General features: G+C 41.5%; 17 protein-coding genes. 6 read left to right on the forward strand and 11 right to left on the reverse strand.

What is annotated here, in order from left to right; genetic code table 11:
• Positions 1-20 precede the first annotated feature (20 nt).
• Positions 21-929 carry a UbiA-like polyprenyltransferase gene (locus LEP1GSC185_RS08330; protein ID WP_008589848.1) on the forward strand — a complete coding sequence of 303 codons (909 nt, stop codon included), beginning with the start codon at positions 21-23 and terminating at the stop codon, positions 927-929.
• Between the two features lie 2 nt (positions 930-931).
• Entirely contained in the window at positions 932-1555 is a 624-nt protein-coding gene (locus LEP1GSC185_RS08335; protein WP_008590223.1) for a UbiX family flavin prenyltransferase, read from the forward strand.
• A gap of 54 nt (positions 1556-1609) precedes the next feature.
• On the opposite strand, the gene LEP1GSC185_RS08340 is transcribed toward LEP1GSC185_RS08335, so the two are convergent.
• The 4 genes from LEP1GSC185_RS08340 to LEP1GSC185_RS08355 are packed head-to-tail and all read right to left on the reverse strand — an operon-like array spanning position 1610 to position 4535.
• The gene (locus LEP1GSC185_RS08340) at positions 1610-2299 is read right to left on the reverse strand and encodes a hypothetical protein (protein WP_008589784.1); all 690 of its coding nucleotides are present in this window, start codon (positions 2297-2299) and stop codon (positions 1610-1612) included.
• A 40-nt stretch (positions 2300-2339) separates the two neighbouring features.
• Entirely contained in the window at positions 2340-3386 is a 1047-nt protein-coding gene (locus LEP1GSC185_RS08345; protein ID WP_008589639.1) for an Mrp/NBP35 family ATP-binding protein, read from the reverse strand.
• Positions 3376-4278: a metallophosphoesterase family protein gene (locus LEP1GSC185_RS08350; RefSeq protein ID WP_008590735.1), complete on the reverse strand. Its 903-nt coding sequence runs from the start codon at positions 4276-4278 to the stop codon at positions 3376-3378. The genes LEP1GSC185_RS08345 and LEP1GSC185_RS08350 overlap by 11 nt, the downstream gene beginning before the upstream one ends.
• Complete coding sequence (locus LEP1GSC185_RS08355; protein ID WP_008591380.1) at positions 4275-4535, reverse strand: lipoyl domain-containing protein; 261 nt, start codon at positions 4533-4535, stop codon at positions 4275-4277. The genes LEP1GSC185_RS08350 and LEP1GSC185_RS08355 overlap by 4 nt, the downstream gene beginning before the upstream one ends.
• Positions 4536-4604: 69 nt before the next feature.
• On the opposite strand from LEP1GSC185_RS08355, the gene LEP1GSC185_RS08360 reads away from it, so the two are divergent.
• The gene (locus tag LEP1GSC185_RS08360; RefSeq protein ID WP_008590606.1) at positions 4605-5438 is read left to right on the forward strand and encodes a hypothetical protein; all 834 of its coding nucleotides are present in this window, start codon (positions 4605-4607) and stop codon (positions 5436-5438) included.
• A gap of 169 nt (positions 5439-5607) precedes the next feature.
• Here the strand turns inward: LEP1GSC185_RS08360 and hslU are convergent, their stop codons facing one another.
• Genes hslU through LEP1GSC185_RS08390 form a run of 6 tightly spaced genes read right to left on the reverse strand, consistent with a single transcriptional unit; the run spans position 5608 to position 11001 of the window.
• The gene (gene hslU / locus LEP1GSC185_RS08365; RefSeq protein ID WP_008591039.1) at positions 5608-7044 is read right to left on the reverse strand and encodes an ATP-dependent protease ATPase subunit HslU; all 1437 of its coding nucleotides are present in this window, start codon (positions 7042-7044) and stop codon (positions 5608-5610) included.
• Entirely contained in the window at positions 7041-7598 is a 558-nt protein-coding gene (gene hslV, locus LEP1GSC185_RS08370; protein ID WP_008590152.1) for an ATP-dependent protease subunit HslV, read from the reverse strand. Before hslV ends, hslU begins: the two co-directional genes overlap by 4 nt.
• Positions 7573-8526 (reverse strand): tyrosine recombinase XerC, encoded by a 954-nt coding sequence (locus LEP1GSC185_RS08375; RefSeq protein WP_008590675.1) that lies wholly within the window; start codon positions 8524-8526, stop codon positions 7573-7575. The genes hslV and LEP1GSC185_RS08375 overlap by 26 nt, the downstream gene beginning before the upstream one ends.
• 50 nt (positions 8527-8576) lie before the next feature.
• Positions 8577-9146, reverse strand: coding sequence for an aminoacyl-tRNA hydrolase (gene pth / locus LEP1GSC185_RS08380; RefSeq protein WP_008590749.1), 570 nt, complete (start codon positions 9144-9146; stop codon positions 8577-8579).
• The gene (cimA, locus tag LEP1GSC185_RS08385; protein WP_008589636.1) at positions 9134-10684 is read right to left on the reverse strand and encodes a (R)-citramalate synthase CimA; all 1551 of its coding nucleotides are present in this window, start codon (positions 10682-10684) and stop codon (positions 9134-9136) included. The genes pth and cimA overlap by 13 nt, the downstream gene beginning before the upstream one ends.
• Complete coding sequence (locus tag LEP1GSC185_RS08390) at positions 10684-11001, reverse strand: Smr/MutS family protein (protein WP_010515563.1); 318 nt, start codon at positions 10999-11001, stop codon at positions 10684-10686. Before LEP1GSC185_RS08390 ends, cimA begins: the two co-directional genes overlap by 1 nt.
• A 125-nt stretch (positions 11002-11126) precedes the next feature.
• Here LEP1GSC185_RS08390 and LEP1GSC185_RS08395 point away from each other — a divergent pair, with 125 nt between their 5' ends.
• Positions 11127-12668: a phosphatase domain-containing protein gene (locus tag LEP1GSC185_RS08395; protein WP_008590418.1), complete on the forward strand. Its 1542-nt coding sequence runs from the start codon at positions 11127-11129 to the stop codon at positions 12666-12668.
• Here LEP1GSC185_RS08395 and LEP1GSC185_RS08400 read toward each other — a convergent pair.
• Positions 12665-13309 carry a DedA family protein gene (locus LEP1GSC185_RS08400; protein WP_008591453.1) on the reverse strand — a complete coding sequence of 215 codons (645 nt, stop codon included), beginning with the start codon at positions 13307-13309 and terminating at the stop codon, positions 12665-12667. The genes LEP1GSC185_RS08395 and LEP1GSC185_RS08400 overlap by 4 nt on opposite strands.
• A 149-nt stretch (positions 13310-13458) precedes the next feature.
• Between LEP1GSC185_RS08400 and LEP1GSC185_RS08405 the strand changes: the two genes are divergently transcribed.
• A complete protein-coding gene (locus LEP1GSC185_RS08405; RefSeq protein WP_244264630.1) occupies positions 13459-13875 on the forward strand; it encodes a hypothetical protein in 417 nt (138 codons plus the stop codon).
• A complete protein-coding gene (locus LEP1GSC185_RS08410) occupies positions 13875-14987 on the forward strand; it encodes an AI-2E family transporter (protein ID WP_008590383.1) in 1113 nt (370 codons plus the stop codon). Before LEP1GSC185_RS08405 ends, LEP1GSC185_RS08410 begins: the two co-directional genes overlap by 1 nt.
• Positions 14988-14993: the final 6 nt, after the last annotated feature.

Here is a 14993-nt window from a genome sequence, read left to right on the forward strand (position 1 = left end):
ATTCTACGAGACTTCCTCTGATGGCTTCCAATACTCTTGCCTCTTTAGGTAAATACGGTCGTTTTATAAAATTCTCCCATACCTTATTCGCTCTTCCGTTTGCAGGGATCGCATTCGTTCTCGCGATCTTACAAGAGCCAAGTCTTTCTCTTATAGTAATGGGCCAAAAATTGTTTTGGATCTTGGTCTGTATGGTGGGAGCAAGGAGTGCCGCAATGGGATTTAATCGATGGGCGGATCGCCATATCGATGCTAAGAACCCTAGAACGGCAAATAGAGAAATCCCGAGCGGACAGATCTCTGATTTTATGGCGATAACTTTTGTCATTGTTTCAGCGCTTGTATTCTTTATAGGAAGTTGGTTCTTAAATCCTCTTTCCTTTTATCTTTCCTTCCCTACTCTTTTTCTTCTATTAACTTATTCTTATACGAAACGTTTTACTTTTTTATGCCATTTTTATCTTGGATTGACGATCGGTCTTGCTCCTCTCGCAACATGGATCGCAATCAGAGAAGAATTTTCCTGGATCGCAGGATTCTGGACCTTAGGCTTAGCATTCAATCTGGCCGGTTTTGATATTCTATACGCTTTGCAAGATAGGGAATTTGATAAGAAAGAAGGACTACATTCCGTTCCGGTACGTTTCGGAGAAAAGAATTCATTTATCATATCAAGAATTTCTCATGTTCTTTCCGTTTCTTTTCTTGCCTTGGCCGCATGGTACGCCGGTTTCCAAGATGTTTTTTGGGCGTTTTTGGTATTTGTAGCATATCTATTGTTTAGAGAGCAAAAGATTGCTTCAGAGAATAAGGACGGAAACTTCCCACCTAACTTTTATCAGATCCATTCTTGGATCTCTCTTGTGATCTTTTTAGGAATTCTCGCCGAAACAGGTCCAAACTTAATTTCTCTCTTTTCCAGGTTTTAGAGATGAGCGAAGAAAAACCATTAAGATTGGTACTCGCAATGGCTGGAGCAAGTGGCTCCATCTATGCGGCCAGGTTTTTAAGAGCGCTTATGGAAATTCCGGGAGAGACATGGTTTGTTCCGAGCCCTGCTTCTATCCGAGTTTTTAAAGAAGAATATGAAACCAATGTGCAAACAGGAGAAGATGTCCTGGAATTTGTGCGTAAGAAATGGGATCCTAAACAAATCCATAAATTTCATCTTAGAAAATTCGAAGATATCGGGGCAGATATAGCTTCCGGTTCTAATATTTGGGAAGGAATGGTGGTGCTTCCCTGTTCTATGAAAACTGTAGCCGCAATTCGTACTGGGATCACTGAAAATTTGATCGAAAGAGCGGCTGACGTTACTTTGAAGGAAAGAAGAAAGTTGATCTTAGTTCCTAGAGAAACTCCTTATAATCGAATTCATTTGGAGAATATGCTGGCCCTTCATGATGCGGGTGCAATCATCGCCCCCGCTTCTCCGGGTTTTTACCAAATGCCTAAAAGTTTAGAGGATTTAGGCGATTTTATGGCGACTCGGATTTTTAGACTTTTAGGAAGAGAGATAGATCTTTATCCTCGTTGGAACCCGGAAAAGAACTGAATTGAAGCTGCGGAAAAAAGAGGAAAGTCCGGGACTCTAAAGGTCCCGAATTTTTTAAGGACTAACTGATTCGATTGCTTGGATCTTTTTATTCAGATCGGAAGCATCTTCGTATCTTTCATAAGAGATCGCGTTGAATTTTTGCAGATACAGCCCGACTAACTCTTCTCCGGTTTGGCCTGGAACTTCCAAAGCTTTGCGGAAATTATGAAGATCGAACTCAGGATGTTTTCCGGAGAATGTTTCTACCAATCTTTCCATATGAAGAAGAGAAGCTTCTCTTGCGATCCCGCTGGAGCGTCTTACTTTTAAAGAAAGATTAGCTAAGGCATCCAGATAATCTCTAACACCTTCCGGTTCTTTTTCCTGAACAGGGAAAGATCCACCTTCTCTATTCTTACATAGTTCTACATATCGAATGACTACGTTTTCAAAATGATCCATTCTTTCTTTGATATAAGAATTGGAATCTTCTTGGCCTGCAGGCATTTCGAAGTCTTTGATCTTTACCACATCATACTTGTCGTAATGATCTGTGATGATCCTTTTTAGATCTTCGTAACTATCCAGCGAGACGGGAGGAAATGTTACAACAGGAAAGTTCTCTCCGATTCGGAGGAAACTAACCACTACGTTGGAAGCGATAATTTTACCGCCCGGAAATAGCGGATTCTCTCCAACAACGTTGCAATATACTATGAGGTTTCCGGATGGATTCTTCTCTGTGCCTTTTTCGAACTTCACGGTTTGCCTCCCTCTGTACTAACTGACTGGCCCCAGAGTATTATTCCCACTTTTTTATCTCTTCGGCCAGGTTTTGGAGTATGTTTTTGTAAGATTTTGCGATAATTCCTTCAGGTTCTTGAAAAACCAGCGGTTTTCCTGCTTCTCCTGCATTCATTACATCCATAGTAAGAGGGACCCCTCCCAGGAATTTTGTATCGGCAGAATCCGCTAATTTTTGACCTCCGCCCTTGGAAAAAATCGCGGAAGCGTGTCCACAATTTGGACACACAAATTCACTCATATTTTCCACTACACCTAGTATCGGTACTTTGACTTGTTGGAACATAGATGCGGCTCTATTTGCATCTAAAAGTGCTACTGTTTGTGGTGTGGTAACCAAAATTGCTCCGTCTAAATCTATAAGCTGAGCAAGAGATAATTGTACATCTCCTGTTCCCGGTGGAAGATCTATAAATAAGAAGTCTAGTTCTCCCCAGACGATATCGTACAGAAACTGTTCTACCGCCTTTCCTAACATTGGACCCCGCCAAACTACGGGTTGTTTCTCTTCTATTAAAAAAGAGAAAGAGATGATCTTGAGTCCGTCTTTTTCTAACGGATAAATTTTATCTTCTTCTGCTTTGAGCGCGACCTTACCGTTGACTCCGAACATTTTTCCGATAGAAGGTCCGTAGATATCTGCATCCATCACTCCCACTTTGTATCCCATTGCAGCTGCTGCAGATGCAAGGTTTACTGTGACTGTGGATTTTCCTACTCCACCTTTTCCGGAACCGATCGCGATTACCTTTTTGACTCCAAGGATCTTATTGGAATCGTCCAAAGTCATCTTAGGATCCACTTCGAACTTGATTTTAACTTTTCCGACTCCTTCTTTTTTAGAAAGTGTCTGACGGATCTGCGCTTCTAATCCGATCTGTATCCTTCTGTCTTGGCTAGGAGTTTTGACTAAGATATTTGTTTCTTCTTCTCCGATTTCAAGAGAACCGATCATTCCGAGAGACACTATGTCTTTTTTTAGCTCGGGATGTTTGATCTTTGTTAGTTCTCTTTGGATATCGATTGGTTGGAGTTTACCGGCCATTTGTTTCCTTTTCTTGGTATGAGATCGTTTGTGTTTCTGTGAATTCTCCTTCTTCATTAGAAAAAGAGAATCTTTTGATATTAATTTGTGGTTCGTTCCATTCCATCAGATGGAAACCGCTTTGGTGTCTTCGGTCCGAAATTCTGGTACTGGATGCGGAATTGATCACATAATACGGTTTTTCAGGATCCGGATATTTTACCCAGTTCGAATGTACATGACCGTGCAAATAGGCTAAAGGTGGCCTTTTTTTTAGAAGTTCCGCGATTTCTTCCCTGTTTTTCATTTTATGACCGGAGGTTTCCTGGCGTTCCGGAGGATTCCAGATCGGATGATGACAGATCAGGATATAATGATCCAGTTTTTCCTTTTCCAAATATTCCAATGTGGAATGTACTATCTCTTCTCCCACATATCCGTACGCATTTAGTACGGAGAGTGGCATATTAGAGTCCCAGCCTACGAGTGCTAGTTTTCCTATTTTTTTGATCCGCAGGTATCCCTTCTGCAGAGGGATACTTTCCCCCATCCAAGTGGAGAAAAATTTTTCGTAATAAGGTTGTTCGGATCCTTTTTTCCCTGCGGCAATGCTAGTATATCGATCATGATTTCCAGGGATCATGAATGTTTTCTCACCAAGTAAGGGCCCAAGGATCTTTTTAGATTCCTCGTATTCTCTCAGATGAGAAACGTTTGTGATGTCTCCGGAAATAATGATCGCATCCGGATCTAAGGATTGTACTTTTCGAACGATTGCATCCCAGAGAGAGAGAGGATACTTTCTCATACGCCGAAAGGTATAATTCATATATCCCGGGATCATCTTACCTTTCAAAGTCATGAAAGGAAGCACTACGGGAAAATGCAGGTCCGATAAATGGACCAATTTCACTCGGAAACTTTCCTCCGGATCATTCCTAAGATTTCTCCTTTTTTGATGATGGAACCTTTCTCTCTGTCGATTCTCGCAAGTATTCCGTTAATCGGAGATTCCATCGGAAAAGAAGCCTTATCTGTGACTAGTTCGCAGACTTCTGCTCCTTCATTGATTTGGTCTCCCAACTGAAAATTCCATCGAACTAGTTCGATTTTGTCAGTGTCTCCCAAATCGGGAGTGATCAGTTCGAAATCTTCGGTTTTTGATGCCATCTCTCTAAAACCAGCTTGCCGTATAGAGTCCACAAGCCAACCTGTACTAAATTTTCTAAGTTCCCTCCTATGGCAAACCAGAAATCTGTCCTCAAAGGGGCTCAAATCCTCCAAAATATAGAAGAACTCAAACAGAGAAGATTCTTCCATTTAGAACTGAAAGGTCTAACTAAACCTACCAGAGATATTCTTTCCGAACTCGTTAACGGTCTTTTAGAAGAGATCGGCGCCAACCCTCTCGCTGCATTCCATCTTTTCAGCGGGCTCATGGAGGCATTATTAAACGCGATCAAAGGAAATATCCGCCATATTATTTTCAGAGACGAACTACTGAAAAAAATAGAAAGGCTTGGTGAGACCCAAGAAGAAGCGGAAGAACTGCTTGAGATCATCATGGATACTTCTCCTCTCCGCGATGCGATGCATAGATATGTGGTCCCGGACAAGATCAAAAGACAGGTACAAAGTATTCTTCAATTAGAAGATCGGATCCGTGCCAAAAAACAGATCTTAAAAGACGAAGAGAAAGAATTTCTCACTGATATACGTTATAAACTTAAGAAAAACAGAATGCGAATTTCTGTTAAGATCAAGATCACCAAAGACGAACTGAATTTCAGGATCCGTAACGATTCTCCGATCCATAACATGGATTTTGGTCGTATTGAAGAATCCCGTATTCGTCATAAGGAATTGTTCGACCAAGGGAATTCCGCTGATTTCTTCCGTCCCGAGTTTTTGGATGAAAAAGAAAGTGCGGGTTTTGGTATCGCGATGATCGACGAAGGTTATTATACTATGGGTCTGAATCCTTTGGATCTTCTGACCATCACATCAGGTAGCCGCACTACAACCGTGTATATGAGATATCCTTTAACTGCACTTCGTGAAATGGCGTTTTAAGACGCAGAGTTAGAAGAGACGCAAAGGTTTTGGCACGCAGAGACGCTAAGTCGCAGAGTTGAGATAACTAAGAACACAGAGATTTTTTCACACAGAGTCACGAAGGGAAGTTTTGAAAAGCTTTGGCCTTAGTATGAAACTTAATTCTCCGTGGCTTTGTGCCTCTGAATTAAAGAATATAGCGGCTTAAATCCTTATCTTCTACGATTCCTTTGAGTTTGGATTCTACTGCCGATTTATCGATGGTTAGGCTCCGCTGATCTTCCGGCAGGTCTGGGCCTTCGAAGCTTAGGTCTTCTAAGAGTCTTTCCATGATGGTGTTTAATCTACGAGCGCCTATATTCTCATGCTTTTCGTTCATGTCATAAGCGATCTTTGCGATCTCTTTGATCCCGTCCGGTGCAAATTCTATCTTGATCCCGTCCGTTTCGAGTAGCGCTTGGTATTGTCTCACTAGAGAAGATCTAGGAGCAGTTAAGATCTTTTCGAAGTCGTCCATGGATAATTTTTCGAGTTCCACTCGGATAGGAAAACGCCCCTGCAATTCAGGGATAAGATCGGAAGGTTTGGACATATGGAATGCGCCTGCAGCGATGAACAGAATATGATCCGTTACGATCGGACCGATCTTGGTATTTACGGTCGCGCCTTCTACGATAGGAAGTAAGTCTCTCTGTACTCCTTCCCTCGAAACATCTGCGCCTGCTCTTCCTTCTTTACTAGCGATCTTGTCTATTTCGTCTAGAAATACGATGCCCATTTCTTCCACTCGTTTTTGAGCTTCTCTTTGCACCTTGTCGGGATCTAAAAGTTTCTCCGCTTCGGCTTCTTCTAAAACTTTGAGAGCTTCAGTGATCGGTAGTTTTCTTTTTTTCTGTTTTTTAGGCATTAGATCGCCCAAAACATTTTGGATATGATTGTCCAGATCTTCCATGTTTCCCGCACCGAATACTTGCAGCATAGGAAGTCCTTGTGGACCAGCTTGCGGAATATCTATCTCAATGATCTGTTCGTTTAGTTTCCCAGACTTGAGCTTCTTTCTCATAGTCTCTCTGGTCTCTAAAAATCTTTTTTCTCTCTCTTCATCCGCTTCGTTTGTGGAAAATCCAATGGAAGGAGGATGAGGATCTGCGATGGAAGTTTTGGCAGGGAATGGAAGTAGGATATCCAACAGAGCTTCTTCCGCTCTTTCCTTCGCTTTTGCTTCCACTTCTTTTCTGAATTCTTGTTTAACTAGATTTAAGGAAACCATGGCCAGATCTCGGATGATACTTTCCACATCTCGACCTACATAACCTACTTCCGTAAATTTAGTACTTTCTACTTTTAAAAAAGGTGCGCCGCAGAGTTTGGAAAGTCTTCTTGCGATTTCCGTTTTTCCCACGCCTGTGGGGCCGATCATGATAATATTTTTTGGATAAATTTCTTCTCTTAATTCCGGATCTAGTTTTCTGCGTCTAGTTCTGTTTCTGAGAGCGATTGCCACCGCTTTTTTAGCGTTCTTTTGTCCGATGATATGTTCGTCTAGTTTGGAAACGATCTGTCTGGGAGTGAGTTCGTCATCCCCCACTTTGGTCTCGTTCGTTTGAGAAAAGGATTCGCTCATTGTACGATTTCCTCTACAATTATATTATGATTTGTATATATACAAATATCTGCGGCTATATTCATGGCTTCTTTTACTATTTGGGAAGGTTCCAAATTCGTATGATTGTACAGTGCTCTAGCTGCGGAGAGCGCGTAATTCCCTCCGGAACCGATCGCTAAAATCCCGTCATCCGGCGAGATCACGTCTCCAGTTCCGGAAACTAAAAAGGATTCGTCCTTATCCGCTACGATAAGCATTGCCTCTAGTCTTCGAAGCGCTCTGTCGGATCTCCATTCTCTGGCAAGTTCGACCGCGGATCTGGAAAGACTTCCTCCGAATTCATGTATTTTTTTTTCGAATAGTTCGAATAAGGTGAACGCGTCCGCTGCCGAACCCGCAAAACCGGATACAATTTTATCAGAGTAAAGTTTACGAACTTTTCTTGCCGTGTTTTTCATGACGGTGTTCCCGAAGGAAACTTGTCCGTCGCCTGCGATCGCTACTTTTCCGCCTTTGCGAACGCAAAGTATCGTGGTTGCATGTATTTTACTTGGATTTATCGAGTCTTGCATGTGGGTGAGCCTTTCGGTAGACCTCTTTGATCTTTTCCTTACTCACGCTCAGGTAAACCTGGGTGGTGGATAGAGAGGAATGCCCCAAAAGCTCTTGGACTGCGCGAATATCTGCGCCGGCATCGAGTAAGTCCGTTGCGAACGTGTGACGGAATTTATGGGGGGTAATGGGTTTGTCCCATCCCATTCTTTTCCTTCTCTCGTTCAAAATATAACGAACCCCTCTGGTCGTCAGTTTATTTCCCTTTTGATTCAGAAAAATTTCATCGGATCTGGGACGAAATCTAGGACGCACATCTAAGTATTCATTTAGACTTTTGATGGCTTCTTTTCCTAAATATACGTATCTTTCCTTTCTTCTTTTACCAAGGACCTTTAAGATAGTATGATCTGCGGATAATTGAACTAGAGTCGCGTCGACTAACTCAAACACCCTGAGTCCGGAAGAATATAATACTTCTAAGATCGCTTTATCTCTGATGTTCAGGATTTCGGATGCGTTCTCATTTTCGTATTCGTAATCTAAAATACTTTCAGTCTCTTCTATCCTGAAATTTTTAGGGACCTGTTTTCTTGTTTTAGGAAAACTAACCGAAAGGATCGGATTTCCAGACACTAAATTATCTTTTAATAATACTTTGTAGAATGTTCTAAGGCTGGAAAGTTTTCGGCTCTGGGTCCTTCTGTCCAAACCTTGGTTTTTGGAAAGAAATGCAAAATAAGAACGAACATCGACCGATTCCAATTGGTAGATTTCTATCTGTTCTTGTAGGCAAAATTCGAAAAATGATTTCAGGTCCAGTAAGTAAGCGTTTAGGGTATTTTGGGAATAATTTTTTTCCACCCTTAGATATTCATAAAAACGGGAAGCGGCAGAATTCAGGATTTCAGAAGGAAATTGGGGAAGTTTGACCGCGTATTCGCTCACATGTCTCTCCGGAGTAAAATCCCCGGAGAGTCCAAACTGTCCGGGATAGTTTATTTATCGGAGGCTTTTGAAAAAATGATCTGTCTTTCCCGGACCCAATCCTTGATTTTTTGTTTTGCCTGGTCGAATAATTCCGGTAATTTGCTCATTTCTTCCTGGTTGAAATTGGATAGAACATGTCCCGCAGTGAGTGCGCTGTCTCCCGGTTTTCCCACTCCGAATCTTAACCTGAAAAAATCCGGAGAACCTAATTTTTCGGAAATGTCTTTGATCCCGTTATGACCTCCATTCCCACCGCTCTGTTTGAATTTAAGTTTGGAGAATGGAAAATCCACTTCGTCATGAATGACTAGGATATTTTCGGGAGGGATCCCGTTTTTGCGGGAAAGTTCGGAGACTGCTTTTCCGGAAAGGTTCATATATTCCAAAGGTTTTAGAAAATAGTAGGAAACTCCGTCCTTATCTAATTTTCCTTTTGCCTCTTTGGAAGAATGGTTCATATCCACTCCCCAGTCTTGGACCAAATTGTCCAAGACCAGAAATCCGATATTATGACGGTTTCTTTCGTATTTTTGGCCTGGATTTCCCAAACCAACGATCATCAGTTTTAAGTTTGCCATGTAGAAAGAATTAAGTTCAGCATTTTTTCAGTAGCTAAAACTGCAGCCACGGTTTGGTCGCAATGGATCCCCATGGTTTTGAAATTTTCTTCTTCATGATTTTCCTGTGTTTTGTTCCAGGTAATCATTGTTTCCACGAGCGCATCCGTTTTCCCGCCCGGCGGAATACGTACCTCATAGTCTACGAGTCTTGGAATAGAAAGACCTGCTTTGGAAGAGATGCTAGTCAGAGCGGACATAAATGCATCATAGCCTCCGTCTCCTTCTCCTTCCTCAGAATATTTTTTACCGTGAAGTTCTAATTCTACGAGTGCCTTAGGTCGAATTCCGATGCCGGAGTTGATCTTACATCCTGTGATCTTGATCGCTTGGATGCTCGAATTTCCGGAAACATCAGCAATGATAAATGGAAGATCTTCCGGAGTGATGTTTTTGTTTTGGTCCCCAAGCTCTATTACCTTTTCCAAAACCTTTTTTTCGATTTCCGGAGAAAGTACAAGACCAAGTTGTTTTAGGTTTTCGGAGATGCTTGCCTTTCCTGCAAGTTTGCCTAAAGCGTAACTTCTTTTTCTACCGAAACGTTCCGGTAGGATAGGATTTGCATACAAATTGCCTTTTTTGTCTCCGTCTGCATGAACTCCAGCGGTTTGTGTGAATACATCTTCTCCCACCACCGGACGGTTTGCGGAGATTCTTTTTCCGCTGAAAACTTCGACAAGTCTGCTTGCTTCCGAGATTGATTTTTCATCTACGTCGGTAAGAACGCCTGCCTTATCATGAAGAGCTGTGATTACAGCTTCGAGCGGTGAATTTCCTGCTCTTTCTCCCAATCCATTTACGCTAACGTGTAAACCCTTTGCGCCCGCTTTGACTGCGAATAAACAGTTTGCTACGGAAAGATCGTAATCGTTATGTCCGTGGAATTCGAAATGTAGTTCAGGATATTTTTGTGTGAGAAGGGAAATCCCTGAGAATGTTTCGTCTGGAGAAAGAACTCCCAATGTATCCGGTAAGAAAATTTTGCCTAATGGTTCTTTAGAAAGATGAGAAACGAAATCTAGGACATATTCTTTGCTATTTAAATATCCATTGGACCAATCTTCCAAATAGATATTCACTTCTAGACCGTTCTTTTTTGCATATTGAATGGTTTCTGATACTTCTTCAAAATGTTCTTTGGGAGTTTTTTTGAGCTGTCCTTGGAGATGTTTGAGAGAACCTTTTGTGAGTAGATTTAAGGTTTTGGCTCCGGATGCAAGGATCCAATCCACACTTTTATGAGAATCTACGAATCCCAGGATCTCTATCCGTTTTTCCAGTCCCTCGGAAGTGGCCCAGGACATGATACCTCGGACACTTTCTAATTCTCCCTGAGAGACCCGAGCGGAAGCGATCTCCACTCTATCTACTTTCAGATTTTGTAATAGAAATTTTGCGATATTTAGTTTTTCGGAAGCGGAGAAACTTACACCTCTGGTCTGCTCTCCGTCTCGGAGAGTCACATCCAGGATTTGGACTTTAGGCCTTGTGTTTCCCATTATTTTAAATACTTTTTTAGATCTTCCGAGGATGGTCCCATGATCTCCACAAGTGTGGAGCCGGGGTTATTTGCCAGGTGAAGTCCCCCATCTTCTAAAATTCTAAGAAAGGAATGTTCTCGGATATAATCGTCGGTCATTTTTTTCAAAACTCCCTCGCCTATCCCGTGCACGACTTCTACCAGGGTTTCCCCTTTCATGAATGCAGCTTGGATTTCCCGGTCCAAGAGCCGATATGCCTCTTCATATCTCATTTTACGGATATAAATCGACTTGGGACCTTTCCGGTTCTGATCCGAATGTTTCCCTCTCGCCATTCTAAGACCATCCTAGGCGAACCTTTTCTCTCGAAAACAAAGAAATTGGATTTTTGCTTTCCCTTTAGAACCCCCATGGTAGAGTTCTCCTTTCCCGAAATGTTAAAAAGGAATCCTGCAAGCTTGTGACGGAAGAAACAGAACGCAAAATTTCCAAGAATACGGAAAAACGTAGGGCCGCGATTTGCGGAGGTACTCTCGGAAGAGAGAATCGTTATTATATCCGAGGCCAGGTTGTGGATATCTCCGTCAGCGAAGAAATGACGGATCCTAAAAAATGGGACCTTCTTACCGGCTTATTCCAAGGACAAGAAAAAGAGATCACTCCCTTTTTGGACTATGGGTTAGAGTCAGTGCGTAAACCCATCCTTGTAGCGGAAATTGTGGACCATTCCGGAAAAGTGTTACACCATTCTCCCGAGATTCGAGGAGACGAAAGTGGATTTTTCTTTCATGAGTTTACCTTTCCTTTGGCTCCCGGAAACTATACATTTCACATCCATTTTCTAAAGCCGGATTCTTACAGACAGTTTGGTAAAGACCTGGCCTACTTAAATACTCCCGGTAAACACGAGTTAGTTTCTCAAAGTTTGATCGGAATGGGCGCCTTACGTATTTTATCCGAAGAATACACTGGTATCGTAACTACTTCCGATATCGACCAGACATATCTAGCGACTGATATACATTCTAATAAGGGAAAAATTTCCACATTATTCGAAACACCTGAGCAAAAACTACCTTTGCCCGGTATGCCGGCCTTATTCAAGGAATTGAGAGAAGCAACCGACGATTCTCCACTTTGTTTTATCTCTGCGAGTCCTCATTTTTTCAGAAGGACATTACTTTCTACATTTAGGACCCAAGGTGTTAAAACTGAATCTCTTCATTTGAAGTATTTGGAAGGGACCTTAAAAGGAATGGTGGATAAGTTTTGGGACACTCTTTCTCATCCTACTCGATTTTTGACGGAAGGCCTTTGGGGAGCGGTAGAAAGGGTTCGTAAATTTGCTGGATCTTCTTTCCAAAGTTTATTCGATCAATTGGCGTATAAACTTACGATCCTTCTTAGAGATAGGATCTATCTTCCTACTAATTCCAAGGAGATCTTACTTGGAGATAATACGGAAAGTGATTATCTGATCTTTATCTTGTACCAATTTATTCTGACCGGAGCCTTACAAGGCAAAGAGTTAGAAGACTATCTATACAAGCTGAACTTTTTGGGAAGAGATGCGATCACTAGAGATAATGCGAAATTGATCCGAGAACTTGCGGAAGAAAATCGCAGGATCCATGGAGATATCAATCCTGTCCAATTGGTTTTGATTAATAAAACAGAACTTGGTCCTCCTTCCGATGAAATGAAATGGAATGTAAGAAGTGCACTTCCTACCGGTTTAGATCCTTGGAAGGCAGATGGAATTGAACCTTATATTCCTACAGATGGCGCTTTGGGATTTGCACTTGTGATGGCAGAAAGAGAAATTTTAGATCTTTCTTCCGTTCTAAAAATTTCTGGCGATATGGCGGGACAATGGTTCGAAGGAAAAGTGATAGAACCGAATGTTCTATTGGAACTTGCAAAAAAATTGGAACTTCCCAAAGAAACGGAATCTATTCATAAAAAGTTCGTAAAAACTTTAAAAGAAGTTTTGGAAGGTTAAGCTTCCCTTCTTTTTTCGAAAAACTTTTTGTAAATGATAAATCCTAAAACTGCGGTTACGAAGAAGCCTGTAAAAATTTTATTGTACAAAGCTAAAAATTCCAGTACCTTTTCCCAATGAGATCCTAGATAAAATCCGCCATAGATCAGTATCCCGCACCAGATAGTGACCGCTAATGTGAATGCGGAGAAAAACAGGACCGGTCTCATATCTACCATTCCTGCTACGATAGAAACGAAAAATCGTATTCCAGCCGAGAATCTGGAAAAGATCACTACAACTACTCCGTTCCTGGAAAACCAATCTAAGGTTTTTTGAATGGATTCCTCGTTGTACAGCTCCGATTTGAATGGGAAGTTTTTATTCTTAAGCCATTCTAATAGTTTATGACCGAATGCATACATGACCCAAGCGCCTGCAAGATTTCCGACTATGGTGCTTGATACTAGTTCCCAAAAACTTAAGGCGCCCCTTGCGAGTAAAAAACCTCCGAACGCAGTGACAGTATCTCCAGGCCAAGGAGGAAAAACATTTTCTGTAAAATTGGAAAATGCGAAAAAAAACCAGACTAAGGCGCTCGGCAGGCTGGATACCCAATCCAATAGAGTTTGGATATAAAAATCGAATCCCGCGAATTGCATCTAGAAAAGGATTGTCAAGGGGGAAGCGTTAGATTCAACTAAATTTCGTGGAAGGCCGTAGTTTCTCGCAAGTCCTCGGTTCGGTTCTAGTATGTTTACTGATCGGGAATCTTTCTATTTTTTCACAAGGCACTAAATTGCCTGATTTGATGAGCCCTGACCCTGTAAAAACTAAAAAGGTCAAGGACAGACCTAAAATTTTTAGGCATAACCAACTCACTATAGTGGAAAAACCGTACAAGGCGCCTTCTTCCATTCCGAGCAATTTTGTTCCGGACGACTCGGAAGTATTGTTTTTTACCGAGCTAAAAGCGGATCGCCTTTTGGATAATAAGGAAGCGGTCGTCGTTTTTAAAACATCTCTTCCAAAAATCACGATGGAGAGATATTACGAATATTTGATCTCCAGTTTTGGTCATAAAATTCTACAGAGCCAAAAATCCGAGGAGCAAAGTCTGTATTTGGTGGATGTACTTAGGCATAAGATACTCGCGATCACCATCCATTCCGAAGAAAAAGGAAGTATCGTAAAATTATTCCAGAAAACTACGAATGGAGGATTTTGATGTCCCCCAAAGAAGGACAGGAAACCAACCGGAAACTTTTTAATCTGATCCTAGGTATATTCTGTATTGGGACGGGACTTCTACTCTTCGTAGTTTTAAGGCCTTATTTTTATTCAGCGCTTGTAGCTTTGATCTTATACTTAGCCACTCGGAAGCAGTATAAACAATTAAGAAGACTTATTGGTCCTAAGTTCGAACCCTTGGCTCCTTGGATCATGATCGGTTCCGTTTGTATGATCGTAATTTTGCCTTCTTATTTTATGATCCGCACTCTGATCGACGAATCTCTTTCCATTCTATTTAAGATTAGGATCTCCCTTTCGGAAGACAAGATTATTGATACGATTATGAGTTTGAATATACTCACGGATCTATTCACTGATAATCCATTTTTTTGGGTCAAACTTCCGGAAATTTACGGGGACTTTGCTAAGAACTACATCGATATTCTGAACTTGGACAGCTTGTACGCCGTTTTAAGTAATGCTTCTTCTTTTATTTTGGGTTCCATTGATCTTCCTGCCGGGATCATCATGAATCTGTTCTTCTCTCTTCTGCTTTTATTCTTCTTCTACCAAGATGGAAAGAAAATAGAAAGATTCATTTTGGACAACTTGCCTTTCTCAACCGAAGTGGAAGAACAAGTGGGAAGAAAGATTGCCTCTGCCGTGCAGACGGTATTTAAAGGAAATCTAATTGTTTCGATCATGCAGGGGGCCGGAGTTTATATTCTTCTTTTATTTGCGAAAATTTCCAATCCGTTCTTATACGCAAGCCTTGCCGCATTCTTTTCATTGATTCCGGTAATCGGAACTTCCGTAGTTTGGTTACCGATCGGACTTTATTTGATGTTCATTGAGAACAATATAATCGGTGCGAGCTTATTCATGGTAATGGGTCTGACCTTGTATATCGTTCTGGAGAACGTGGTAAAACCTAAGATGTTGGACAAAAAACTTAGGATCCATCCTTTGTTGATCTTTTTGTCGTTGATCGGAGGTATCCAAGAGTTCGGGATTATGGGTTTAGTGTTAGGACCTGTTGCGGTCACGATGGTAGTGATCCTTTGGGACTTCTGGAAATTGTACAGAAAAGATTTTTTTGCCAGCTAATTTCGG

The sequence above is a fragment of the Leptospira licerasiae serovar Varillal str. VAR 010 genome, assembly GCF_000244755.1.
GTDB classification, from domain to species: Bacteria; Spirochaetota; Leptospiria; order Leptospirales; family Leptospiraceae; genus Leptospira_B; species Leptospira_B licerasiae.